The sequence below is a fragment of the Burkholderia semiarida genome, assembly GCF_029268935.1.
Lineage (GTDB): Bacteria > Pseudomonadota > Gammaproteobacteria > Burkholderiales > Burkholderiaceae > Burkholderia > Burkholderia semiarida.
Map to the genome: position 1 here is coordinate 214,593 of NZ_JAHLCL010000001.1, position 22,441 is coordinate 237,033.

The window sequence follows — 22,441 nt, forward strand, 5'->3', positions numbered from 1 at the left end:
CGGCTTACGCGTGAGACGCTGACGGGTGCAGCGATCGGGGAGGCCCGTGGTTCTCGTATTGCATGTTAGTATTCCTTGCATTTCTTTCGACGGGCATCCCGTCGAAGAAACGAAGGAATACCCGTGCGTTAGAACAGCCGCGGCGTACCGACCCAGACCACCACCGACTCGATCTTCGCGGTGTTGACCCAGCTGTGCGGCACCGTCGACTGATAGTGCGAACTGTCCCCGGCCTGCAGGACGAACGTCTTGCCTTCCAGCGTCAGCGACACTTCCCCTTCAATCACGTACAGGAACTCCTCTCCTGCATGTGTCGTCACCTCCGACCGCTTCTGCCCCGGCGGCATCCTCACGAGGATCGCCTCCAACTGGCGCCCTTCGGACACGTTCGTCAGTCGCGCGAACAGGTTCGCCGAATCGGCAAACCCGAAGAAGCGCAACTGATCGCCTCGGCACACCGAGCGTTCCTCGCTCGGCGTATCCACGAAGTACTGCACCGTCACGCCGAGCGCGTGGGCGATACCGGCCAGCGACGTCAGTGACGGCGACGCGAGCCCGCGCTCGACTTGAGACAGAAACGGCTTCGAAATCCCCGCGGCGGTAGCGGTGTCGTCGAGCGTGCGCTTCAGACGTTGGCGCAACGCGCGAATCTTGCTGCCCAGTGCGACAGCGTCTGCCGATCGCGAGTTTTCAGTGGGGGGAACCATAGCAGGCCGAAAAGTGGTCGTCAAAAAATGTTTGATGGAAAGTAACTAAGTTAATTAGAGATAGCTTAATCTTCGGTTTCGTACACGCTTTCGGCGTTGAGCCCGGTGCACTAAACAGGGGCCGAAGCGAGCGAAACGACGCGCTATCTTGCCAGACTCGCCGGCTTCACAGGCAAGCTGCAAGCGGCTCTCCGGGAATTTGCGGAGAACGGTCGCGAAGCTTACAAGTAGATGATGAGACAAATGTTCCTGAAAGCTGCTGCCATATCGGGAGTTTCCCTAAGTGGCGCGGACCCGACGCACCGGACCGGCAAACGTTACCATTCGCGCGCCGGTCGGGGGCTTGCTCCGCCTTCCAACGCGGAGTTCGACCCCGGCCCGGGCTAACCGCCCGACTGCTCCATCGCCGACGCCAAGCCTACCCGGCCACCGTGCTCCGGCGCCAGTTCGACCCCAAGGCGACGCGCGATCCGCGCCGTCCGTTTCAAACGAGATTGATGATGCAAGCACCTGTTTCACAGACCCGATCGTTTACGACGGTCTTCCTCATCGAAATGTGGGAGCGCTTCGGCTACTACGGCATGGCCGCGCTCCTGGTCCTCTTCATGGTCGACCGGCTCGGCTTCACCGACAGCCACGCGAACCTGACCTGGGGGGCGTTCACCGCGCTCGTCTACGCCGCGCCGTCGATCGGCGGCTGGATCGGCGACAAGGTGCTCGGCGCGCGCCGCACGATGATCATCGGCGCGTCCGTGCTGTGCGCCGGCTACCTGATGCTCGCGGTGCCGAACGATCACCTGGCGTACATGTACGCGTCGCTCGGCGTGATCGTCGTCGGCAACGGCCTGTTCAAGGCCAACGCGGCGAACCTCGTGCGCCGCATCTACGAAGGCGACGACGCGCGCATCGACAGCGCGTTCACGATCTACTACATGGCGGTCAACATCGGCTCGACGGTGTCGATGCTCGCGACGCCGTGGATCAAGGATCACTGGGGCTGGCACACCGCGTTCGCGGTCTGCTGCGGCGGCATGCTGCTCGCGATCCTCAACTTCATGCTGATGCACCGCACGCTCGCGCACGTCGGCTCGCAGCCGGACGACGAGCCGATCCGCTGGAAGCGCCTCGGCGCGGTCGCGGCCGGCGGCGTCGCGCTCGCGCTGGTCACGCTGTACGTGCTGCAGCACAAGCAACTCGCGGTCGCGAGCGTGTGGACGGCCGCATTCGCGATCCTCGCGATCTTCGCGTACATGATCGCGAAGTCGGAGCGCTCGGAGCGCGCGGGCCTGATCGCGGCGCTCGTGCTGATCGGCCAGGTGATCCTGTTCTTCATCTTCTACGTGCAGATGTCGACGTCGCTGACGCTGTTCGCGCTGCGCAACGTCGATCCGCGCTTCATGCTGTTCGGCACGACGCTGTTCACGTGGAGCGCCGCGCAGTTCCAGGCGCTGAACCCGATCTGGATCATGCTGCTGAGCCCGGTGCTCGTGTGGGTCTACAACGCCGTCGCGAAGGGCGGGCGCGATCTGCCGGTCGCCGCGAAGTACGCGCTCGGTTTCGGTGCGGTCGCCGCAGGCTACCTGGTGTTCACGATCAGCGGCCGCTATGCGGTCGACGGCCGCGTGTCGTCGTGGTTCATGGTGTGGGGCTACGGCCTGTACTCGCTCGGCGAGCTGCTCGTGAGCGGCCTCGGCCTCGCGATGATCGCCCGCTACGTGCCGGCGCGCATGAGCGGCTTCATGATGGGCGCGTATTTCGTCGCGACGGGCGTGTCGCAGTATCTGGGCAGCGTCGTCGCGAACTTCGCGCAGATGCCGTCGCACGACCTGCCGGCCACCGAATCGCTGCCGCTCTACCTGTCGCTGTTCGAGAAGCTCGGCTGGCTCGCCGCGATCGGCATGCTGCTCGCGCTGCTGCTGCTGCCGCTGATGAACCGCCTGTCGCGCCAGCATCAGCGCTGCACGGACGAGCGCCGCGAAGAAGCGCTGCAGGCGCAGGCCGCCGCCGCCGCGCAGTAAGGACTATCCCTCGGCGTGCGGCGTGCACGCCACATTCTCCCGCCAGAAACGCGAACGCGTCCTACACTGGTTGCAGGCAACGCATCCGCTTCGCGAGATGCGCACTGGCGGGAGAACACGATGAAAAGCAAGACGACGCGGCTTTTGAGGATCCTGTCGGACATCCGGCACGCGCAACGCTGCACCGCGATGCGCGCCGCCCGGGCCGCGGCCGAAGCCGACGCGGTGCTCGCGGAGCGCGACGAGCCGGCGCAGGACGAACGCGACGACGCCGAACCCGACGACGCCACCGCCACGCCCCGCTCCCGTATCGGCTCACCTCACTGACGCCGCGCGGCGCCTGCCGCGCCGCATACGCCACTTCCGCGCGCCTACGCCGCCGCGCCGCGCCATCGCGCGATCCACGTTCCCGAACCGGCCACCGCCATCATCAGCCCGAGCGCGCACGCGTCGGCCACGAGGCCCACGCCGACATGCCGCAGATCGGCGCCGCGCACGACCGGATGCAGCAGCGAATCGATCACGAGCGAGATCGCCGCGCCCGCGACGAAGCAGACCAGCCCGCGCTGGCCGACCGCCACGACGGGCCGCACGCCCTGCGCGATCCGCGCGATCCAGCCGAAGCGCACGCAATCGGCCATCAGCCACGCGACGGCCGCGAAGCTCACGACGCGCGGCAGCGCGAGATCGCGCTTGAACACGCCTTCCGGCACCGGCAGCCCCGAGAACAGCTTGTAGCTCGCGCAACCGAGCACGATCGCGCACGCGAGCCCGGTCGCCGCGGCGCCCCAGCGGCCGAGCGCGATGCGCCGGTAGAACGGCTGGCAGCGCGCGAGCACGCCGGCGACGAACATCAGTTGCCACGCGAACGGGTTGAAGCTCCAGCGGAAGCCATCGGTATCCAGCAGCTCCGGGCCGAGCCAGGCCGCCGCGAGCCACGACGCGACGCTGAGCGCGACGAGCGGCCACGGATGGCGCCGCGCGAACGGCACCAGCACCGGCGACGCAAGCGCGAACAGCACGTACATCGGCAGCACCGACGCGAGATACGGCTGGCGCTGGAACGTCAGCAGCTCGGCGAGCCCCGTGAGCGGCGACGCGAGCATCACGCTGACGTCGTCGAGCGCGAGGTTCGGCGCATCGATCCCGTAGTGGTCGAGCACCGCCGACACGACGAGCATCAGCGTCGACGTCGCGAGAAACGCGCGGTAGATCTGCATCGCGCGCCGCACGAACCGCTGCTGCGCGGCGCGCGCGCCGTGCCGCTCGGCGATCGCGCCGTACGCGCTCGCGGTCGCGAAGCCGCCGAGGAACACGAACACCTCGGCCGCATCGCACAGCGCGAATGCGTGCAGCGTCACGCGCGACAGCACGCTCGCGCCGATGTGATCGACGACGATCATCAACAGCACCAGCCCGCGGAAGAAATCGATTTCGATCAGGCGGCCGCTGCGCGGCGGCTGCACCGTAGTGGAATGCAGCGGGCTCAACGACATGAGCGCACCTGTACGGCGGCGGTGCAACGCGCACCGGGGAGGGGATCGGGAACAAGCAGGCGAACGCGATCGGCGGCGATACGCGTATGCCCGTATCGCGCCAACCCGGCTGGCCAGGCACGGAGATGACCGTTCATCGAAAATCTGCATACGAAGGGAAGTCGGTCAGGTCAGTCTAATGGCCGATCAGCGGAGACCCTAAGTAACAAAATGCAACTGAATCTTCTCTTCGATTACAAGCGCGAGCGTGGCGCAACGAAGCTGGCGGCGTCGCCAGATTCGCGTCAGCGCGGCGTCGGTTGCCGGTCGGTACCGATTGGATTCGGCGGGATTCCGCAGCGAAACGGGCGCCGTTCGACGGTCGATGAAGCACGCGATGCGCGGCACGTTTCCGCACGGCCCGCGCATCGCGACGAAGCCGTTATCCGCGCGCGGGCAGGCGCCGCATCAGCATCGCGCCGTGCCACGCGGTGAGCGCGACGGCAGCCCAGATCGGCCCGTACGTCGCGAGCTGCGCGACGCTCAGCGTTTCGCCGAGCAGCAGCAGCGACACCACGACGAGCAGCACCGGCTCGACGTAGCCGAGAATCCCGAACAGCGCCATCGGCAGCATGCGGCTCGCCTTCAGGTAGCTCGCGAGCGCGAGCGTGCTGAGAATGCCGAGCCCCGGCAGCAGCGCGGCCCACAGCAGCGGATGGCCGGCGACACGCGTCGTGCTCGCCGCGACCATCGCGAACGCGACCGGGCACAGCAGCACGATCTCGATCGCGAACGCGGCCAGCGAATCGGCGCTGATGCGCCGGCGCAGCACGAAATACGGCGGATAGCCGAGCGCGACGACCAGCGTCGGCCACGCGAACGCGCGCGTCGCCCACACCTCGTGCGCGACACCGAGCGCCGCACAGGCGACCGCCGCCCATTGCAGCGGGTCGAGCCGTTCGCGATAGTAGAAGCGGCCGACGAGCACCATCGTCAGCGGCAGCAGGAAATAGCCGAGCGACACTTCGAGCATGCGGCCGTGCAGCGGCGCCCACAGGAACAGCCACAGTTGCACGCCGAGCAGCGCCGCGCTCGCCGGCAGCGCGATCAGCAGGCGCCAGTCGCGCGCACCGCGCGCGGCGAGGGCGACGAGCGCCGGCCAGCGGCCGCGCAGCGCGATCAGCGCGAGCGCGCCCGGCGCGGTCCAGAGGATGCGCCACGCGAAGATGTCGAGCCCCGTGAGCGGCGCGAGCAGTTTCGCGTAAGCCGACATCAGCGCGAACAGCGTCGATGCCATCACCGACAGCATCAGGCCGCGCCCCGCCTCCGGATACCCCGTCATGATCGTCGTGTGCCCCTTACTGCTGCTGGAAACGTTCGAAGCGCTTCTCGGTGCGGCGTTCCTCGAACGTCACCTCGGTCACGCGCGCGGCGGGCGGCCCGTGACGCAGCCACGCGAGCATCCGGTCGATCTGTGCGCCGGGCCCCTGGATCATCGCCTCGACGGTGCCGTCCTCGAGATTCGCGACCCAGCCGCGCAGCTTCAGCGCATGCGCTTCGCGCACCGTCGCATGACGAAAGCCGACGCCCTGCACGACGCCGCGCACCCGCACGTAGTAGGTCTCGATCCGTTCGTCCAGTTCATTGCGGCTCATCGCGTCGCCCTCCCGTTGCATTCAAGCCCGGCATTGTAGTCGCGTCGGCCGCTTCGCACACGCGCCGGCCGGGCGTCGCCGCGCACGCCGACCACGTACAATCTCGCCGATGCCCAACCGCCGCGCCGCCCGCGCGGCCCAGAAGGAAACGCATGACTGATACTTCCCGCGATCTCGTTCTCGTCACCGGCGCGTCCGGTTTCGTCGGCTCGGCCGTCGCGCGCATCGCGCAGCAGAAAGGCTATGCGGTGCGCGTGCTCGTGCGCCCGACCAGTCCGCGCACGAACGTCGCGGATCTCGATGCCGAGATCGTCACCGGCGACATGCGCGACGAGGCGTCGATGCGCGCCGCGCTGCGCGGCGTGCGCTACCTGCTGCACGTGGCGGCCGACTACCGGCTGTGGGCGCCCGATCCCGACGAGATCGAGCGCGCGAACCTCGAAGGCGCGGTCGCGACGATGCGCGCGGCCCGCGCGGAAGGCGTCGAGCGGATCGTCTACACGAGCAGCGTCGCGACGCTGAAGGTGACGAGCGCCGGCGACCCGTCCGACGAGAACCGGCCGCTCACGGCCGAGCAGGCGATCGGCGTCTACAAGCGCAGCAAGGTGCTCGCGGAGCGCGCGGTCGAACGGATGATCGCCGACGAAGGGCTGCCGGCCGTGATCGTCAATCCGTCGACGCCGATCGGCCCGCGCGACGTGAAACCGACGCCGACCGGCCGCATCATCGTCGAGGCCGCGCTCGGCAAGATTCCCGCGTTCGTCGATACGGGGCTGAACCTCGTGCACGTCGACGACGTCGCGCACGGCCACTTCCTCGCGCTCGAGCGCGGCCGGATCGGCGAGCGCTACATCCTCGGCGGCGAGAACCTGCCGCTGCAGCAGATGCTCGCGGACATCGCGCAGATGACGGGCCGCAAGGCGCCGACGATCGCGCTGCCGCGCTGGCCGCTGTATCCGCTCGCGGTGGGCGCCGAAGCGGTCGCGAAGTTCACGAAGAAGGAGCCGTTCGTCACCGTGGACGGGCTGCGGATGTCGAAGAACAAGATGTATTTCACGTCCGCGAAGGCCGAGCGCGAGCTCGGCTACCGGGCGCGCCCGTATCGCGAAGGGCTGCGCGATGCGCTCGACTGGTTCGGCTCGGCGGGCTACCTGAAGTAACACAAAGCGGCGCACCTCGCGCCGCTTTGCGCACTTTGTTACACGTCGCGCACGGACCGGCATCGGCGCAGCGGTTAAAATCGCGGGTCTTACGCAGAGAAGACACGCATGAACCTCAACGATCAGATCGCTTCGCTCGCCACGGGCGTCGATCAGCTCCTCCACGATCACCACGCCGCGCAGCAGGCGGCACGCAGCGCGGAAGCCTTCGCGCGCGCCGCCGCGGCGGAGGCCCGGGCTGCCGCCGAGCGCCACGCGGCGGCGGAAGCCGAAGCGAAGGCCGCCGCGCAGCGCCATACGGCCGCCGCCGCCGATGCCGAAGCCGCGCAGCGGCGCCATGCCGATGCCACCGCCGTCGCCGAGGCGGCCGCCCAACGCCATACCGATGCCGCCGCGCAAGCCGAAGCCGCTTCGCAGCGCCATGCGGAAGCCACCGCGCTGACCGAAGCGCTCGCGCAACGTCACGCGGATGCCGAGGCCGCATCGCAGCGGCACGCGGCGGCGATCGCCGAAGCCGAGGCCGCCGCGCAGCGTCATCACGCTGCCGCGACCGAAGCCGAAGCGGCCGCGCAACGTCATGCGGCGGCGACCGCCGAAGCCGAAGCCGCCGCGAAGCGCCACGCGGAAGCGACCGCCGAAGCCGAGGCCGCCGCACAGCGCCACCGGGCCGCGATCGCCGAGGCCGAGGCCGTCACGCAACGCCACGCCGAGGCGATCGCCCAGGCCGAAGCCGCCGCGCAACGCCACGCCGAGGCCACCGCCGAAGCCGAAGCCATCACGCAGCGCCATACCGAGGCGATCGCTCAGGCCGAAGCGGCCGCGCAGCACCACGCGAAGGCCATCGCCGACGCCGAGGCGCTGGTCGAGGCCGTCGTCCAGGAAGCCGCGACGAGCGCGGCGGCAACCGCCGTGGCGGCTGAAGTCGTCGAGCCGGCGGTGGCGCCGCCAGCGTCCGTGAACGCGGCCGCGCCGGCCGTGGCTGAAACGGTCGAGACGGTCGAAGTGGTCGAAGCAGCCGGCGCGCCGGCCGATGCCGAGACGGCACCGATTCCGACCACACGAGCCGAAACCGCGGTTGAAGCCGGCGCCGCTGCCGCGCCTGCCGACAAGGCGACGCTGCACGTGTCGCGCCCGTCCCAGAACGAACTCACGCTGTCCATCAACGGCCAGTCGATCACGCTGCATCCCGAGCAACTGGGCCAGTTGATCGAGGAGCTCGCGCATGCACGCGCGTCGATGCAGCCGGAGCCGCCGCCCGGCATTCCGGCCGGCTGGCGTTTCGTGACGACGAAGAACCCGATGATGGCCGTGCAGAAGCAGGCGAACGGCGACCGCCTGCTGGTCGCGCGCCACACGGGCTACGGCTGGGTGCCGTTCACGTTCTCGCCGGACGTCGTGATCCAGATGTACATGATGCTGACGCAGCGGTAAGCGCCGGCATCGGCCGGCAACCGGCCGGAAAGCAAACAGCCCGAATCGGCTTGCGTCGATCCGGGCTGTGTGTTTTCAGGGGGCCGGTTTATCGGTACGGCAGCGGCATCCGCCGGCGTGGGTCAGCGCTCCACCGGCGCCTGCACGCGCGCCTTCCACTGGCCGCCCTTGCCGCGCCAGTAACGCCACGCGGACGCGAACGTCGCGCCGACGTAGAACAGCGCGACGAGCGGCAGCGCGGGCGCCCACAGCGGCGAGCGCCGGTAGTAGCGCAGCATCGGCGCATACGCGGCGCACATCGACGCCCACGCGAGCCAGGCCGGCCATGCGCGCGCGCCGTAGGCCAGCGCGGCGACGGGCGGCACCAGATAGATGATCGTCATCCCGAGCAGCGTGCCGGCCAGCAGTAGCGGCGAATAGTGCAACTGCGTGAACGCGGTGCGCGCGATCATGTTCCAGATGTCGCGCCAGCTGTCGTACGGGCGCAGCGACACGCTGCGATCGGCGAGATCGAGCCGGATCGGATGGCGGCCGCCGCCGCGATGCTTGATCTGCGCGGCAAGGCTGCAGTCGTCGATCAGCGCGCCGCGAATCGATTCGATGCCGCCCGCTTCCTCGAGCGCCGTGCGCTTCACGAGCATGCAGCCGCCCGCGGCGCCGGCCGTCCGGTTGCGCGGGTTGTTGATCCACGAGAACGGGTACAGCTTCGCGAAGAAGAACACGAACGCCGGAATCAACGCCTTTTCCCAGAACGAATCGCAGCGCAGCCGCACCATCAGCGACACGAGATCGCGATTTTCGGCCTGCGCGCGCGTGACGAGCTGCGCGACGGCGTCGGGCGGATGGCCGATGTCGGCATCCGTCAGCAGCAGGTAGTCGGCCCGCAGGCCGAGCGTCTGCACGGCCGCGATCCCCTGCGACTGCGCCCACACCTTGCCCGACCAGCCGGCCGGCAGCGGCTTCGCGCTCAGCACCGTCAGCCGGTCGGCGCGGTTGATCGCGAGCGCGGCCGCGCGGGCCGCGTCGGCGGTGCCGTCTTCGCTGTGGTCGTCGACGATGATCAGATGAAAGTCGCCCGGATAGTCCTGCTCGAGCAGCGAAGTCGCCGCGCGGGCGATCACGTCGGCTTCGTTGCGCGCCGGCACGACGGCCACGACGGCCGGCCAGCCGGCCTCGGCCGCCGCGCCGCGGGCGTCGGGCGGCAGCGGCCGCGCGGGCTGCGCGCGCCAGAAGCCGCCGCGCGCGACGAGCAGCACGATCCAGATCACCAGCGACAGGCCGGACACCAGGAAGGCGATCGCGAGCATCATCGGCCTGCCCCCTGCCGGGCACCGGCGCGTGCGACATCAATAAGGGTCTGGAACAAAACACCCGGCCCCGCAGGGGCGGACGGGCAATACGCGTAAGAATCGACGGTCATCGAATGGCCTTGAAATGAGCGCGATGGCGGGCAGCCGGAGCGGCCGCCCGCGAAACCGCGCAGTTTACCGGGTTCCGCGCGCGCCAGCGCCGACGCGGCTCTCCCGCAATTGCAACGGTGTCGATACGGCACCGAAGCAAGGACGGCCCGATAGGGTTAAAATGCGCGATTAATTCGGGGTTCCGGGGCCTGGCCGGCCGGTTCGTTCCTGCCTTCATAACATCAAGCCGGGGCGAGCAAGCGCGTGCCAGCGCCTCGAACCCCGGCGTCTGTCGTCGGAGTTCGCTCACCTATGCGAGTCATCCTTGCCCAGCCCCGCGGCTTTTGTGCGGGGGTTGTCCGTGCGATCGAGATCGTCGATCGCGCGCTGCAACAGCACGGTGCGCCGGTCTATGTGCGTCACGAGATCGTGCATAACCGGCATGTCGTCGAAAATCTGCGTAATAAAGGGGCACGATTCGTTGAGGAACTCGACGAGGTGCCGCACGGCGCTGTCGCGATCTTCAGCGCGCACGGTGTCGCCCAGACGGTCGAGCGCGACGCGCAAACGCGCGGGCTCGACGTGCTCGACGCGACCTGCCCGCTCGTCACGAAAGTGCACGTGCAGGGCCGCCAGTACGTCGCGGCGGGCCGCCGGCTGATCCTGATCGGCCACGCGGGCCACCCGGAAGTCGAGGGCACGATCGGCCAGATTCCGGCCGAGGTGATCCTCGTGCAGAGCGAGGCCGAAGTCGATACGCTGACGTTGCCCGTCGACACGCCGGTCGCGTACATCACGCAGACCACGCTGTCGGTGGACGACACGCGCGGCATCATCGAAGCGCTGCAGCGCCGGTTCACCGACCTCGTCGGCCCGGACACGCGCGACATCTGCTATGCCACGCAGAATCGCCAGGCCGCCGTGCGCGAGCTGAGCGAACAGGTTGACGTGCTGCTCGTCGTCGGTGCGACGAACAGCTCGAACTCGAACCGCCTGCGCGAGATCGGCACCGAAAGCGGTGTGCCGAGCTATCTCGTCGCCGACGGCTCGGAAGTGAAGGCCGAATGGTTCGCGGGCGTGCAGACGGTCGGCCTGACCGCCGGCGCGTCGGCGCCCGAGGAAATGGTCGAGGATGTAATCGGCGCGCTGCGCGCGCTGGGGCCCGTCGAGGTCGCGACGATGGCGGGCCGTGAAGAAAAAGTCGAATTCAAGTTGCCGGCGAAGCTCACGCAAGCTGTCGCCCGCGAAGTTTAAGGAGGACATCCCTTGTCTATTCCGCTGCTCCAGCAAGTCCGTGTCGGCGCCTACATCGTGCGCCAGCACCTGTCCGGCAACAAACGCTATCCGCTCGCGCTGATGCTCGAGCCGCTGTTCCGCTGCAACCTCGCGTGCAACGGCTGCGGCAAGATCGATTATCCGGATCCGATCCTGAACCAGCGTCTTTCCGTCGAGGAATGCCTGCAGGCCGTCGACGAGTGCGGCGCGCCCGTCGTGTCGATCGCCGGCGGCGAGCCGCTGCTCCACAAGGAGATGCCGGAAATCGTCAAGGGCATCATGAAGCGCAAGAAGTTCGTGTACCTGTGCACGAACGCGCTGCTGATGGAAAAGAAGATGGACGACTACCAGCCGAGCCCGTATTTCGTCTGGTCGGTCCACCTCGACGGCGACAAGGACATGCACGACCATTCCGTGTCGCAGGAAGGCGTGTACGACAAGGCGGTCGCGGCGATCAAGGAAGCGAAGCGCCGCGGCTTCCGCGTGAACATCAACTGCACGCTGTTCAACGATGCGATCCCCGAGCGCGTCGCGAAGTTCTTCGACACGCTGGGCCCGATCGGCGTCGACGGCATCACCGTGTCGCCGGGCTACGCGTACGAGCGCGCGCCGGATCAGCAGCACTTCCTGAACCGCGACAAGACGAAGAACCTGTTCCGCGAAATCCTGAAGCGCGGCGAAGGCGGCAAGCGCTGGTCGTTCAGCCAGTCGTCGCTGTTCCTCGACTTCCTGGCCGGCAACCAGACGTACAAGTGCACGCCGTGGGGCAACCCGGCGCGTACGGTGTTCGGCTGGCAGAAGCCGTGCTACCTGGTCGGCGAAGGTTACGTGAAGACCTTCAAGGAGCTGATGGAAACGACGGAGTGGGACAACTACGGCGTCGGCAACTACGAGAAGTGCGCGGACTGCATGGTCCACTGCGGCTTCGAGGCCACGGCCGTGATGGACACGATCTCGAACCCGCTGAAGGCGCTGCGCGTGAGCCGCAAGGGCATCAAGACCGACGGCCCGTTCGCACCGGACATCTCGATCGCGAAGCAGCGTCCGGCCGAGTACGTGTTCTCGCGCCACGTCGAGATCAAGCTCGAGGAAATCCAGCGCGCCGGCAAGGGCAAGCTGCAGAAGCCGGCGAAGTCGGCAACGGCCGCTTAAGCGCGTTTCGCCGCGCGGCGGTTCGCGCCTTCAGCGGCCACGCATCGAAGCAGCGCCACGGAGTTCGCTCCGTGGCGCTTTTGTTTTGTCGGACGCCGTGTGACGCGTGGCGCTTGCACGTGTACGTGCGGGGACGAACGTCCGTCGCCTAGCTTCGCGACTCCGCTGCGGCGATCAGTTGCCACGCGGTCGGCCCCGGATCGAGCAGCGGATCGGACGGCGGGTCGAGATCGTGCCGATGCGCTTCCTCCGACGGCAATCTCTGTGATTTCGCGATGCCGATTTCGTCGCCGCAGACGGTGCATCGGTAGATGCCCGCCACCGTCACCTCGCTGCCCGGCGGGAGATTCTCGCTGAATGCGCGGCCACTTCCGCACGTGAAGTAGCCGCCGCTCCTGTATAGCGCCATCGCTCCTCCTGACCGAAAACGAATGCGTTCGCGTCGACACGCATGATCGCGGCGTTCGCCGCGAACGTCGCGAACATGGATCGTCGTCGCCCGGCCACACCGGGTTCCAGTCATGTCATTAGACGGCGCGCGGCCGCGCGATGGAATCGGACACGTATGAAACGCGGCCGTCGGCCAGCCGTTCAATGCAGAATGGCCGGCTCCCGCATCTTCGTCGCGGCCTGCGCGACCAACCCCGGCTGTTCGGCGGAAGCGAACGTGCAGACATGACGCCACAGCTCTGCCAGCCGATGCCGCGTGAGCGTCGCGACGCACGCGTCGTTCGCGGCGAGCACGCGTTCGAGCACCGCGCATTCGTGGGCGTGCAGCGTCCATGCACCGCCTTGCGCGGCGCGCGCCGCGCTCGCGTCCAGCACGCGCTCCGCGTCGACGCACAGGGCGATGGTCGCATCGGGGGAGACCGCATCGTCGAGCGCGAGGAAGACCAGATACACGCTCGTGCGCAGCCGCATCAGCAGCGCTTCGCTACCGTGCTCGCCGCGCAGCGCGACCAGCGCCATGTGGCATTTCAGCGAGATGTCGCGTGCATGCGCGAGCGGCAGCGGCAGCAGCCATTCGCGCGTCAACGGCGGATGGCGCCGGCCTTTTCGGGCAACCTTCATGATTCGCCCTCGCTCGCGCATGCGTCGTTCGCCGCCGCCCCCGGCCACGCGCTGCGGCACACGCGCGCGCAGCGGCCCGCGTCGCGCAGGGCGTGCGCCCGACGTCGCACGCCGCGCACATCGGCGCGCCGTCGCGTCGCGCTCGCTTGCGGCAGCCTGCGTATCGCCAGCTCACGCAACACGCCGAACAATCGGTTCGGGCACGCCATGTCCGTCTCCCGCATCAAAACGTGTTGTCGCCCTTCAGGTAGTACGCGGTTTTCACGAAGAACGCCTTCACCGGATGGCCGCTCTGCGCGTCGCGGGCCGCCCGCGCTTCCATCGCGGCCTTCTCGTCGCGCCACCGGTCGGGCATCGGGTTGTTCACGCGCTCGAGCGCACGCTGCATCGCGAGCGGATAGTTCTGGTTGCCGGCCGTCGTCGCGCGATAGCCGGCGCGCGTCATCTGCATGAGCTGCGCATCGGTTTCGGCACGCGCCGCCGACCAGGTCAACGGCGCGGCATTCGGGGTGTCGGCGACGCCGATCGACTGCGCAAAGCTAACGGCCGGCAACGCAGCGAGTGCGCAAGAAAGAACGGCAACGGGAACGAGGGATCGCATAATGGCCTCCAGATGGTTGTCCCCGCATCGATCCAGCATCGATGCGTTGAAATCATCGTATGTCGGGCCGCATCCCGGTTGAATAGCCGAATCCGCAATTGTTATTTTCAGCCGCGCATTCGGCGCATGAGCCGCGTCATTCGCGAATCCATTCGAAACGGAATTTCTTTATTTCATTCAACGACCTGATCGGATTCTTACCGGTGATCCGGCTCGGCGCACATACCGCTCTTTCAATTTCCGAAATGACGTGTTGCCGGCGCGATGCCGGCCGGCGCGCCTGCAGACAAGGCTTTGGCGTGATGTCGCGCATGCGGATACCGCCGAAACGATTTCATCCGATCAGCCGATTCTTCTGATGCAGGACAAATCGTCCGCGTCGGCCTGCCGGATCGGGACACGACGCATGCCGCAAGGACGCGCGATAATCACGCATCGGCCGTTTCACACGGCATCTCAGGTGTTTTCATTTTTAATCGAATCTCTCCATGGTCGCTCTCGACATTACCGCCATCGACAGTTGGCACGCGCACGTCTATTTCGATGCGGCGAGCCGCGACGCGGCCTGGGCGTTTCGCCAGGTCGTCGACGCGCGGTTCGGCGCGGTCATCGAACTCGGCCGCTTTCACGAACGCCTCGTCGGCCCGCATCCGGCGTGGTCGTACCAGATCGCGTTCGGCGCCGCGCGATTCGACGACATCGTGCCCTGGCTCGTGCTGAACCACGGCGCGCTCGACATCTTCGTGCATCCGAATACCGGCGACGACCTGCGCGACCATCGCGATTGCGCGATGTGGATCGGCAAGTCGTATACGCTGAATCTCGACGCGCTGGCCGGCTAACGGCCGGCGCGCCCTGCCGCCTTCGCCGCGGCGAGGCATTCACGTTTCGGGTCGACGTGAAACGTCTGGTGGCGGCGCGCCTCTACAGTGGTTTCCGTGATCGACTTCCGGAAACCCGCGATGACACCCGCAGACACCCACGCCGACGCCCGACGCATCCATGAAGACTGGCACGCCGCCGTCGTCGCCCGCGACCTCGACGCGCTGATGTCGCTGTATGCCGACGACGCGGTGCTCGAAACGCCGCTCGTCGTCGCCACGCGGCCCGCGCACGGCACGGGCGTGCTGCGCGGCAAGGCCGCGATCGGCGCCTTCCTCGCGGCCGGCCTGCGCGATCCCGACAACGGGCTCGGGCGCTGGTACCGGACCGGGCTGTTCTTCTCGAACGGCCGCCAGCTCGTCTGGGAGTACCCGCGCGCAACGCCGGACGGCGACCAGGTGGATCTCGTCGAAGTGATGGATCTGCGCGACGGGCTGATCGCGCATCATCGCGTGTATTGGGGATGGGCCGGGTTCAACGCGCTGCGGGCCGCCTCGCGCCCGTAGCGCATGCTCGGGCCGGCTGGCCACGCGCGGACATCATCTGCCCGACGCTCCATGCCGCTCACGCGACATACATCGCGACACTGACGAACTGGCACAGGCTGCCGGCCAGCACGAAAAGGTGCCAGATACCGTGCCCGTGGCGGATGCGTTCGTCGTTGATGAAGAAGTAGATCCCCGCGCTGTAGATCACGCCACCGGCCACGAGCCACGCGGTGCCCACGGGCGGCAGCGCATGAATCAGCGGACGCACGGCGACGAGCGCGAGCCAGCCCATCAGCACGTACAGGATCATCGACAGCAGGCGCGTGCGGCGCCCGAGCGTCAGCTCCTGCACGATGCCGAACACGGCGAGCCCCCAGCTCACGCCGAACAGCGACCAGCCCCACGGGCCGCGCAGCGTGACCAGCGTGAACGGCGTGTAGCTGCCGGCGATCAGCAGGTAGATCGCGGCATGGTCGCATTTCTGCAGGATCGCCTTCAGGCGCGGGTTGCGCACGCTGTGATACGCCGTCGAGATCGCGTAGAGCAGGATCAGCATCGCGCCGTACACGCTGAAGCTCACGACCTTGTACGGGTCCCCTTCGAGCGCGCCCATCGTCACGAGCGCCACGAGGCCGGCTACCGACAGCACCGCGCCGACGAGATGGGAAATGCTGTTGAAACGCTCACCGACATGCACGACATGTTCTCCTGCGGTCCATCGGGAAAAGAGGGAGCCCTATGATACCGGCGGCCGGATAGCCCGTGCTGCGCCCGGGCAAACGGCGTGCGAGCGCCATGCGCCGCGCGCCGCCGGCCGGCGCAAAAAAAAGCGCCGCGACATCCATCGCGGCGCTTCCGTTTCGTCAACCGGACCGATTCGTCAGGTCATTGCAACGGCCGGTTCAGCAACACTTCCCTGCTCCCGACCCATACCGCGCGTTCTGGCGTTCGCGGAAGAATTCCTCGTAGGTCATCGGCTCGCGGTCCGGATGGGTTTCGCGCATGTGCGCGACGTAGGTGTCGTAGTCGGGCAGGCCGACCATCAGCCGCAACGCCTGCCCGAGGTAACGCCCCGCGCTACGCAGGTCGCTGCCGAGATCGGTAAACATCGCGGCCTCCCGTTATCGTCCGCTGCCGAGCGCCTGCGTGGCCGGCATCGCTTCGTACGGCGTCTCGCGCACGGTCGGCTTCGATTCGCGGCGCGCGCGCAGCACGGCGAGCAGGCCGTACACCGCGATGCTCACGACGACGAAGATGAACAGCCCGGCCAGCGCCGCATCGATGTAGTCGTTGAAGATGATCCGCTTCATCTGCGCGATCGACTTCGCCGGCGCGAGCACCTTGCCTTCGTCCACCGCGGCCTGCAGCTTCGCGGCGTGCGCGAGGAAGCTGACCTTCGGGTTCGCGTCGAAAATCTTCTGCCAGCCGGCCGTCAGCGTGCAGATCAGGAGCCACGCGGTCGGCACGATCGTCACCCACGCATAGCGCTCGCGCTTCATCTTGAACAGCACGACGGTGCCGAGCACCAGCGCGATCGCGGCGAGCATCTGGTTGGAGATGCCGAACAGCGGCCACAGCGTGTTGATGCCGCCGAGCGGATCGACCACGCCCTGGTACAGGAAGTAGCCCCACGCGGCCACGCACAGCCCGGTGGCGACCAGGTTCGCGGGCAGCGACTCGGTGCGCTTGAGCGCCGGGTGGAACGTGCCGAGCAGATCCTGCAGCATGAAGCGGCCCGCACGCGTGCCCGCGTCGACGGCCGTCAGGATGAACAGCGCCTCGAACAGGATCGCGAAGTGATACCAGAACGCCATCATCGCTTCGCCGCCGATCACCTGGTGCAGGATGTGCGCCATGCCGACGGCCAGCGTCGGCGCGCCGCCCGCGCGCGCGATGATCGTCGTTTCGCCGACGGCCTTCGCGGTTTGCGTGAGCATGTCGGGCGTCAGCACGAAGCCCCATTGCGTGACGGTGTTCGCGACCGCTTCCGGCGTCGAGCCGAGCACGGCCGCCGGCGCGTTCATCGCGAAGTAGATGCCCGGCTCAATCACGCACGCGGCGACCAGCGCCATGATCGCGACGAACGATTCCATCAGCATCGCGCCGTAACCGATGAAGCGCGCGTTGGTTTCGTTGTCGATCAGCTTCGGCGTCGTGCCCGACGAGATCAGCGCGTGGAAGCCCGATACGGCGCCGCACGCGATCGTGATGAACAGGAACGGGAACAGGTTGCCCGACCACACCGGGCCCGTGCCGTCGACGAACTTCGTCAGCGCGGGCATCTTCAGTTCCGGTGCGACGACCAGGATGCCGATCGCGAGGCCGAGGATCGTGCCGATCTTCAGGAACGTCGACAGGTAGTCGCGCGGCGCGAGCAGCAGCCACACCGGCAGCACCGATGCGACGAAGCCGTAGCCGATGAGAATCCACGTGAGCTGCGTGCCGCTGAACGTGAACCATGCGGCAACCGTGGGCGAGGCGGCCACGTTCTGGCCGAACGCGATCGCCGCCATCAGCCCGATGAAGCCGATGATCGACACTTCGCCGATGCGGCCCGGGCGGATGTAGCGCGTGTAGACGCCCATGAACAGCGCGATCGGAATCGTCGCGGCGACGGTGAACGTGCCCCACGGCGAATTCGTCAGCGCCTTCACGACGATCAGCGCGAGCACCGCGAGGATGATCACCATGATCAGGAACGCGCCGAACAGCGCGATCACGCCGGGCACCGTGCCGAGTTCCATCTTGACGAGGTCGCCGAGCGAGCGGCCGTCGCGGCGCGTCGAGATGAACAGCACGATGAAGTCCTGCACGGCGCCCGCGAACACGACGCCGGCCAGGATCCACAGCATGCCGGGCGTATAGCCCATCTGCGCGGCGAGCACGGGGCCGACCAGCGGCCCGGCGCCGGCGATCGCGGCGAAGTGATGGCCGAACAGCACGTACTTGTTGGTCGGCACGTAGTCGAGGCCGTCGTTGTACTTGACCGCCGGCGTCATCCGCAGCCCGTCGAGCTGCATGACCTTGCTGGCGATGAAACGGCTGTAGAAGCGATACGCGATCAGATACACGCAGACTGCGGCGATCACGATCCAGAGGGCACTGACGCGCTCGCCGTGCGCGAGTGCGATCGTGCCGAATGCGAACGCGCCGAGCAGCGCGACCGCGATCCAGAGCAGGGTACTGGAAGCCCGATTCATGGCGTCTCCTGGTCTCCAATGTGTTTTTGAGTGGATGCGGCCCGAAAGCCGAACCCGCGTGACGTCGATGCGTCGTGCCGCAGCCTCGCAGAAGCCGCGGCGATGGGCCGTAGTATTCCGCGCGACGGGGGCCGCTTACAAGCGGATAACTACGTATGAGGATCTACGTAGAATTACGTAGTTGCTGTCATATGCCCGCCGTCAGGCCACGATTGCTCCCGGCCGGCGAGCCACGTACAGTATTTGCCTGCCCCCATTCCGGAACCGCCATGCCGATTGCATTTCAGAAGATGAACGCGAATGGCGATGACTTCGTCATCGTCGACCTGCGTGGTCAAGGGCACGATCCCGCGCATCGCGTCGATCGCGACCTCGTGCGACGCATCGGCGGTCGGCATCGCGGCGTCGGCTCCAACCCGCTCGCGGTTGGGTCGGATTGCGACGATGCAGCCGCCCGCGTCGCGTTCCGGAACCCCGACGGCTCGGCGCTCGATACCTGCGGCAGCGCGACGCGCGGTGTCGCGTGGAAAAAGCTGATGCGGGGAACCGGCGCGGCGTCGGTCGTGCTGCGCACGAATCGCGGGCGCCTGCACTGTTCCCACGATACAGACGGGTTGATCGAGGTCGAAATGGGCGCGCCGCGGCTCGGCTGGCAGGACGTGACGGTTCGATGGAACGACGCCGGCAGCGTGTTCCTGAGCGGGCCCGTGACATTCGGGTTCAACGGGGCGTGGCTGTGATGACCGACGACGCACAAACCTTTCACGCGTTGCGCCCGCGCCTGCAGAAGATCGCGTACCGGATGCTCGGCTCGATCGCGGACGCCGAGGACATCGTGCAGGACGTGTGGCTGCGCTGGCACGACGCGGCGCGCGAGCGCATCGAGAACGCCGAGGCCTGGCTCGTCGCGGTCACGACGCGGACGTCGATCGACCGCCTGCGCGCGGCGAAGCTCCGGCGCGAGCACTACACGGGCATCTGGCTGCCCGAGCCGGAGCTCGGCGAATCGCCTGCCACGCCGGAGGAAATGACCGAGCGCGCGAACGACGTATCGGTCGCGTACTTGCTGCTGCTCGAACGGCTGACGCCGGAAGCGCGCGCGGCCTTCCTGCTGCGCGAAGTGTTCGATGCCGACTACGACGAGATTGCCGACGCAATCGGCAAATCCGAAGCCGCGTGCCGGCAGCTCGTCAGCCGCGCGAAGGCCCAGTTGCGCGACGACGACAGGCCGCGCCACGTCGTGCCGCGCGAAAAGCACCGGCAATTGCTGCAGAGCTTTTCGCACGCGCTCGCGCAAGGCGATTTCCCGTCGATCCAGGCGCTCCTCGCCGAAGACGCGATGCTGATCGGCGATGGCGGCGGCAAGGTTCAGAGTTTCCCGAAACCGCTGGTCGGCGGTCGCCGTATCGCTCAACTGTTCTATGCGACGTGGTTGCGCTGCGGCAGCGGTGTCGAGATGCGGCCGGTCGTGCTGAACGGCGAATGGGCGATGCTGCGCTTCATCGCAGGGCAACTCGAAGCGGCGATGTCGTTCGAGACCGACGGCGCGCGCATCGGCCGGATTCTCGTGCAGCGCAACCCCGACAAGCTCGCGCGGATCGCGGCCGCCTGCGCGGCCGGCTGACGCGCGCGTCCCCGCGCCGGAACCGGCCGCGCCCGCCGTCGAGCCCGGATTGATGCAGCGCGCGCAACACGATGCGTCCCTGTGCGTGGCTACCGCGTACCGGCGCACCCTCCTAAGATGATTTCGCGCGGCGCCCTGCCGCCCACGACACCCGCACCACGCGGGCCAGCCTCTTCGTCGCCAGGAGAAATCATGACGCAGCGTCTCAACTACATGCATCAATCGCCCGAGCTGTTCAAGCAGTTCCTCGAACTCAGCAATTTGCTGCGCGGCAGCGCGATCGAGGAATCGATCCGCGATCTCGTGTCGGCCCGTGCGTCGCAGCTCAACGGCTGCGCGTTCTGCCTCGACATGCACGTGAAGGAAGCGCGCCTTCACGGCGAGCGCGAGCTGCGCCTGCACCATCTGGCGACGTGGCGCGAATCGACGCTGTTCTCGCCGCGCGAGCGGGCCGCGCTGGCCTGGACCGAAATACTGACGAAACTCCCCGAGCACGGCGTGCCGGACGATGTCTACGATCGCGTGCGCGGCCAGTTCTCCGAGAAGGAATTGTCGGACCTGACGTTCGAAGTGATGGCGATCAACGGCTGGAACCGCGCGAACGTGGCGTTCCGCACCGCTCCGGGTTCGGCCGACAAGGCTTACGGCCTCGACAAGGCCAATCTCGCCTGACGCCCTCGCCCGGCCGCGGGCGCCCTTCTTCGCCGCCGGCGGCCTGCCGGCGGCGGTCACTGGAATACATCCCATGATTCGCTTGAAACATGCCGTCGCATCCGCGCTCCTGGTCGCGGCCGCCACCGCCGGCGCCGCCCATGCGGCGCCCTCGGCCATCGTCACGACGCTGATGACGAAGCCCCTCGACGACTATCCGGGCAAGGAAGCCCAGATGATCTCGGTCGAATACCCGCCCGGCGCGGTCGACCCGGTTCACCGCCACCACGCCGACGCGTTCGTCTATGTCGTCGAAGGCTCGATCGTGATGCAGGTGAAGGGCGGCGAGCCCGTCACGCTGAAACCGGGCCAGACCTTCTACGAGGGCCCGAACGACCTGCACACGGTCGGACGCAACGCGAGCCAGACCCGGCCCGCGAAGTTCATCGTGCTGCTGTTGAAGGACAAGGGCGCGCCCGTGCTCGTGCCGGAAAAATAGCCGGCTCGCACGCCGCCGCGACCTTTTTGAAAAAATGCGGCGGGCGGTGTCACAGGCGGCAGCGCTGAAACGTCTAGTCGCATACGGACACCACGATTCCAGCGCCACCATGCCCGACACCTCCATCCGCCGCCCCGATGCCGACGACCCGTTCGCGCGCAGCTTCTCGACCTGCTATGCCGGCGTGGTCACGTTCCTGGCCGTCGTCACCGAGGGCAGCTTCGCGCGCGCCGCCGACCGCCTCGGCGTCGGCCGCTCGTCGGTCAGCCGCCACGTGCAGCGGCTCGAGGACCGGCTCGACGCACGCCTGTTCCAGCGCACCACCCGCAGCATGTCGCTGACGCGCGAAGGCGAGCTTTTCTACGAAAACTGCCGGCCCGGCATCGAGCATCTGGCGCAGGCGCTCGAGGACATGCGCGAGCTGCGCAGCGGGCCGCCCAGCGGGCACCTGCGCATCGGCGCGACGCCGGGCTTCGGCCGCAAGGTCATCGCGCCGCTGCTGCGCGACTTCCATGCGCAGTATCCGGACATCACGCTCGAACTGCTGCTGAACGACCGGCCCGTCGATTTCTCCGCCGACCGCATCGACGTCGCGTTTCGCGACGGCCGCATGGAGGACAGCGCGATCGTCGCGCGCCGGCTGATTCCGATGCAGATGATCGTCTGCGCGTCGCCGTCGTACGCGCATCAGCACGGCTTGCCGCGCCACGTCGACGATCTCGAGCGGCATCGCTGCATCAACCTGCGCACCGCATCGGGCCGCGTGACGGAATGGGAATTCAGGATCGACGGCGTGACGCAGCAGCGCCAGATCGCCGCGCATCACACGTTCAACGACATCGATCTCGTCGTGCAGGCGGCGCTCGACGGGCTCGGCATCGCGCAGTTGCCCGCGTACCAGGTGTGCGACCTGCTCGCCGACGGCCGGCTGGTGAGCTGTCTCGGCCAGCACGCGCCGGACGACGGCGGCCACTATCTCTGTTACCTGAGCCGCAAGCACCTGCCCACGCGGATCCGCGTGTTCATCGACTACATGATCGAACAGACGCGTGCGCGCGAGCTGCAGTGCCCGACGACGATGACGACCATGACGACGACGGCGCCGCTGGAGGCGGTCGATTGATGCATTCGCGGCAACATGGTGAGGGCTTG

Annotated in this window: 24 protein-coding genes and 1 pseudogene; 13 read left to right on the forward strand and 12 right to left on the reverse strand. The window is 67.6% G+C overall.

Features of this window, described 5'->3' with window-relative positions; translation table 11 throughout:
* Positions 1 to 128: 128 nt before the first annotated feature.
* Positions 129 to 707 carry a cupin domain-containing protein gene (locus tag KPB06_RS01000; protein WP_011548888.1) on the reverse strand — a complete coding sequence of 193 codons (579 nt, stop codon included), beginning with the start codon at positions 705 to 707 and terminating at the stop codon, positions 129 to 131.
* Between the two features lie 497 nt (positions 708 to 1,204).
* Between KPB06_RS01000 and KPB06_RS01005 the strand changes: the two genes are divergently transcribed.
* The gene (locus tag KPB06_RS01005) at positions 1,205 to 2,725 is read left to right on the forward strand and encodes a peptide MFS transporter (protein WP_104013327.1); all 1,521 of its coding nucleotides are present in this window, start codon (positions 1,205 to 1,207) and stop codon (positions 2,723 to 2,725) included.
* Between the two features lie 120 nt (positions 2,726 to 2,845).
* Complete coding sequence (locus KPB06_RS01010) at positions 2,846 to 3,052, forward strand: hypothetical protein (protein ID WP_059581729.1); 207 nt, start codon at positions 2,846 to 2,848, stop codon at positions 3,050 to 3,052.
* A 44-nt stretch (positions 3,053 to 3,096) separates the two neighbouring features.
* Here KPB06_RS01010 and KPB06_RS01015 read toward each other — a convergent pair whose 3' ends face one another.
* From KPB06_RS01015 to KPB06_RS01025, 3 genes are all read right to left on the reverse strand, one after another.
* On the reverse strand, positions 3,097 to 4,221 hold the full coding sequence (locus KPB06_RS01015) for an OpgC domain-containing protein (protein WP_059581727.1): 1,125 nt from the start codon (positions 4,219 to 4,221) through the stop codon (positions 3,097 to 3,099).
* Between the two features lie 421 nt (positions 4,222 to 4,642).
* Complete coding sequence (gene rarD, locus KPB06_RS01020) at positions 4,643 to 5,542, reverse strand: EamA family transporter RarD (protein WP_059644386.1); 900 nt, start codon at positions 5,540 to 5,542, stop codon at positions 4,643 to 4,645.
* Between the two features lie 16 nt (positions 5,543 to 5,558).
* On the reverse strand, positions 5,559 to 5,855 hold the full coding sequence (locus KPB06_RS01025) for an acylphosphatase (protein ID WP_006480292.1): 297 nt from the start codon (positions 5,853 to 5,855) through the stop codon (positions 5,559 to 5,561).
* A 152-nt stretch (positions 5,856 to 6,007) separates the two neighbouring features.
* Between KPB06_RS01025 and hpnA the strand changes: the two genes are divergently transcribed.
* Positions 6,008 to 7,015 carry a hopanoid-associated sugar epimerase gene (gene hpnA, locus KPB06_RS01030; RefSeq protein WP_011353724.1) on the forward strand — a complete coding sequence of 336 codons (1,008 nt, stop codon included), beginning with the start codon at positions 6,008 to 6,010 and terminating at the stop codon, positions 7,013 to 7,015.
* Positions 7,016 to 7,123: 108 nt separating this feature from the next.
* Positions 7,124 to 8,446 carry a hypothetical protein gene (locus KPB06_RS01035; RefSeq protein ID WP_060011205.1) on the forward strand — a complete coding sequence of 441 codons (1,323 nt, stop codon included), beginning with the start codon at positions 7,124 to 7,126 and terminating at the stop codon, positions 8,444 to 8,446.
* 122 nt (positions 8,447 to 8,568) lie between these two features.
* Here the strand turns inward: KPB06_RS01035 and KPB06_RS01040 are convergent, their stop codons facing one another.
* Positions 8,569 to 9,756 carry a glycosyltransferase gene (locus tag KPB06_RS01040; protein ID WP_089465864.1) on the reverse strand — a complete coding sequence of 396 codons (1,188 nt, stop codon included), beginning with the start codon at positions 9,754 to 9,756 and terminating at the stop codon, positions 8,569 to 8,571.
* Between the two features lie 402 nt (positions 9,757 to 10,158).
* On the opposite strand from KPB06_RS01040, the gene ispH reads away from it, so the two are divergent.
* Positions 10,159 to 11,100, forward strand: coding sequence for a 4-hydroxy-3-methylbut-2-enyl diphosphate reductase (ispH, locus tag KPB06_RS01045; RefSeq protein WP_059581714.1), 942 nt, complete (start codon positions 10,159 to 10,161; stop codon positions 11,098 to 11,100).
* Between the two features lie 12 nt (positions 11,101 to 11,112).
* Positions 11,113 to 12,273, forward strand: a complete 1,161-nt coding sequence (gene hpnH / locus KPB06_RS01050) for an adenosyl-hopene transferase HpnH (RefSeq protein ID WP_006480287.1) — start codon at positions 11,113 to 11,115, stop codon at positions 12,271 to 12,273.
* 148 nt (positions 12,274 to 12,421) lie between these two features.
* Here hpnH and KPB06_RS01055 read toward each other — a convergent pair whose 3' ends face one another.
* The 4 genes from KPB06_RS01055 to KPB06_RS01070 form a co-directional block, all read right to left on the reverse strand.
* On the reverse strand, positions 12,422 to 12,682 hold the full coding sequence (locus KPB06_RS01055; RefSeq protein ID WP_059581711.1) for a hypothetical protein: 261 nt from the start codon (positions 12,680 to 12,682) through the stop codon (positions 12,422 to 12,424).
* A 182-nt stretch (positions 12,683 to 12,864) separates the two neighbouring features.
* Positions 12,865 to 13,344, reverse strand: coding sequence for a hypothetical protein (locus KPB06_RS01060; RefSeq protein ID WP_060011201.1), 480 nt, complete (start codon positions 13,342 to 13,344; stop codon positions 12,865 to 12,867).
* A 223-nt stretch (positions 13,345 to 13,567) separates the two neighbouring features.
* A complete protein-coding gene (locus KPB06_RS01065; RefSeq protein WP_060011197.1) occupies positions 13,568 to 13,945 on the reverse strand; it encodes a hypothetical protein in 378 nt (125 codons plus the stop codon).
* Positions 13,946 to 14,081: 136 nt separating this feature from the next.
* Positions 14,082 to 14,258 carry a hypothetical protein gene (locus KPB06_RS01070; RefSeq protein WP_155753852.1) on the reverse strand — a complete coding sequence of 59 codons (177 nt, stop codon included), beginning with the start codon at positions 14,256 to 14,258 and terminating at the stop codon, positions 14,082 to 14,084.
* A 175-nt stretch (positions 14,259 to 14,433) separates the two neighbouring features.
* Here KPB06_RS01070 and KPB06_RS01075 point away from each other — a divergent pair, with 175 nt between their 5' ends.
* Both KPB06_RS01075 and KPB06_RS01080 read left to right on the forward strand, forming a co-directional pair.
* A complete protein-coding gene (locus KPB06_RS01075; RefSeq protein ID WP_059581700.1) occupies positions 14,434 to 14,787 on the forward strand; it encodes a DOPA 4,5-dioxygenase family protein in 354 nt (117 codons plus the stop codon).
* A gap of 120 nt (positions 14,788 to 14,907) precedes the next feature.
* Positions 14,908 to 15,333 (forward strand): nuclear transport factor 2 family protein, encoded by a 426-nt coding sequence (locus KPB06_RS01080; RefSeq protein ID WP_089465865.1) that lies wholly within the window; start codon positions 14,908 to 14,910, stop codon positions 15,331 to 15,333.
* A 58-nt stretch (positions 15,334 to 15,391) separates the two neighbouring features.
* On the opposite strand, the gene trhA is transcribed toward KPB06_RS01080, so the two are convergent.
* From trhA to KPB06_RS01095, 3 genes are all read right to left on the reverse strand, one after another.
* Positions 15,392 to 16,012, reverse strand: coding sequence for a PAQR family membrane homeostasis protein TrhA (trhA, locus tag KPB06_RS01085; protein WP_050013387.1), 621 nt, complete (start codon positions 16,010 to 16,012; stop codon positions 15,392 to 15,394).
* 205 nt (positions 16,013 to 16,217) lie between these two features.
* A complete protein-coding gene (locus tag KPB06_RS01090; RefSeq protein WP_027781714.1) occupies positions 16,218 to 16,424 on the reverse strand; it encodes a YbdD/YjiX family protein in 207 nt (68 codons plus the stop codon).
* A gap of 12 nt (positions 16,425 to 16,436) precedes the next feature.
* Positions 16,437 to 18,515: a carbon starvation CstA family protein gene (locus tag KPB06_RS01095; RefSeq protein ID WP_060011194.1), complete on the reverse strand. Its 2,079-nt coding sequence runs from the start codon at positions 18,513 to 18,515 to the stop codon at positions 16,437 to 16,439.
* A gap of 269 nt (positions 18,516 to 18,784) precedes the next feature.
* Here KPB06_RS01095 and KPB06_RS01100 point away from each other — a divergent pair.
* The 5 genes and pseudogenes from KPB06_RS01100 to KPB06_RS01120 form a co-directional block, all read left to right on the forward strand.
* Positions 18,785 to 19,177: pseudogene (locus KPB06_RS01100) on the forward strand (diaminopimelate epimerase); the annotation flags it as partial.
* 77 nt (positions 19,178 to 19,254) lie between these two features.
* Complete coding sequence (locus KPB06_RS01105) at positions 19,255 to 20,139, forward strand: RNA polymerase sigma-70 factor (protein ID WP_059581688.1); 885 nt, start codon at positions 19,255 to 19,257, stop codon at positions 20,137 to 20,139.
* A 192-nt stretch (positions 20,140 to 20,331) separates the two neighbouring features.
* Positions 20,332 to 20,811, forward strand: coding sequence for a carboxymuconolactone decarboxylase family protein (locus KPB06_RS01110; RefSeq protein WP_059581685.1), 480 nt, complete (start codon positions 20,332 to 20,334; stop codon positions 20,809 to 20,811).
* A 73-nt stretch (positions 20,812 to 20,884) separates the two neighbouring features.
* Positions 20,885 to 21,289, forward strand: a complete 405-nt coding sequence (locus tag KPB06_RS01115) for a cupin domain-containing protein (protein WP_059644407.1) — start codon at positions 20,885 to 20,887, stop codon at positions 21,287 to 21,289.
* 109 nt (positions 21,290 to 21,398) lie between these two features.
* Positions 21,399 to 22,412: a LysR family transcriptional regulator gene (locus tag KPB06_RS01120; protein ID WP_099318062.1), complete on the forward strand. Its 1,014-nt coding sequence runs from the start codon at positions 21,399 to 21,401 to the stop codon at positions 22,410 to 22,412.
* The last annotated feature ends 29 nt before the right edge of the window (positions 22,413 to 22,441 follow it).

Bases quoted from the DNA above. Each gene is read 5' to 3' on its own strand.
- KPB06_RS01070 (WP_155753852.1), bottom strand. From the start codon at position 14,258: ATGCGCGACATCACGCCAAAGCCTTGTCTGCAGGCGCGCCGGCCGGCA.
- rarD (WP_059644386.1), bottom strand. From the start codon at position 5,542: ATGACGGGGTATCCGGAGGCGGGGCGCGGCCTGATGCTGTCGGTGATG.
- KPB06_RS01000 (WP_011548888.1), bottom strand. From the start codon at position 707: ATGGTTCCCCCCACTGAAAACTCGCGATCGGCAGACGCTGTCGCACTG.
- KPB06_RS01060 (WP_060011201.1), bottom strand. From the start codon at position 13,344: ATGAAGGTTGCCCGAAAAGGCCGGCGCCATCCGCCGTTGACGCGCGAA.
- KPB06_RS01115 (WP_059644407.1), top strand. From the start codon at position 20,885: ATGATTCGCTTGAAACATGCCGTCGCATCCGCGCTCCTGGTCGCGGCC.
- KPB06_RS01035 (WP_060011205.1), top strand. From the start codon at position 7,124: ATGAACCTCAACGATCAGATCGCTTCGCTCGCCACGGGCGTCGATCAG.
- KPB06_RS01040 (WP_089465864.1), bottom strand. From the start codon at position 9,756: ATGATGCTCGCGATCGCCTTCCTGGTGTCCGGCCTGTCGCTGGTGATC.
- KPB06_RS01055 (WP_059581711.1), bottom strand. From the start codon at position 12,682: ATGGCGCTATACAGGAGCGGCGGCTACTTCACGTGCGGAAGTGGCCGC.
- KPB06_RS01105 (WP_059581688.1), top strand. From the start codon at position 19,255: ATGACCGACGACGCACAAACCTTTCACGCGTTGCGCCCGCGCCTGCAG.
- KPB06_RS01075 (WP_059581700.1), top strand. From the start codon at position 14,434: ATGGTCGCTCTCGACATTACCGCCATCGACAGTTGGCACGCGCACGTC.
- KPB06_RS01015 (WP_059581727.1), bottom strand. From the start codon at position 4,221: ATGTCGTTGAGCCCGCTGCATTCCACTACGGTGCAGCCGCCGCGCAGC.
- KPB06_RS01095 (WP_060011194.1), bottom strand. From the start codon at position 18,515: ATGAATCGGGCTTCCAGTACCCTGCTCTGGATCGCGGTCGCGCTGCTC.
- KPB06_RS01080 (WP_089465865.1), top strand. From the start codon at position 14,908: ATGACACCCGCAGACACCCACGCCGACGCCCGACGCATCCATGAAGAC.
- ispH (WP_059581714.1), top strand. From the start codon at position 10,159: ATGCGAGTCATCCTTGCCCAGCCCCGCGGCTTTTGTGCGGGGGTTGTC.
- KPB06_RS01110 (WP_059581685.1), top strand. From the start codon at position 20,332: ATGACGCAGCGTCTCAACTACATGCATCAATCGCCCGAGCTGTTCAAG.
- KPB06_RS01065 (WP_060011197.1), bottom strand. From the start codon at position 13,945: ATGCGATCCCTCGTTCCCGTTGCCGTTCTTTCTTGCGCACTCGCTGCG.
- KPB06_RS01005 (WP_104013327.1), top strand. From the start codon at position 1,205: ATGATGCAAGCACCTGTTTCACAGACCCGATCGTTTACGACGGTCTTC.
- KPB06_RS01010 (WP_059581729.1), top strand. From the start codon at position 2,846: ATGAAAAGCAAGACGACGCGGCTTTTGAGGATCCTGTCGGACATCCGG.
- KPB06_RS01120 (WP_099318062.1), top strand. From the start codon at position 21,399: ATGCCCGACACCTCCATCCGCCGCCCCGATGCCGACGACCCGTTCGCG.
- KPB06_RS01025 (WP_006480292.1), bottom strand. From the start codon at position 5,855: ATGAGCCGCAATGAACTGGACGAACGGATCGAGACCTACTACGTGCGG.
- KPB06_RS01090 (WP_027781714.1), bottom strand. From the start codon at position 16,424: ATGTTTACCGATCTCGGCAGCGACCTGCGTAGCGCGGGGCGTTACCTC.
- hpnA (WP_011353724.1), top strand. From the start codon at position 6,008: ATGACTGATACTTCCCGCGATCTCGTTCTCGTCACCGGCGCGTCCGGT.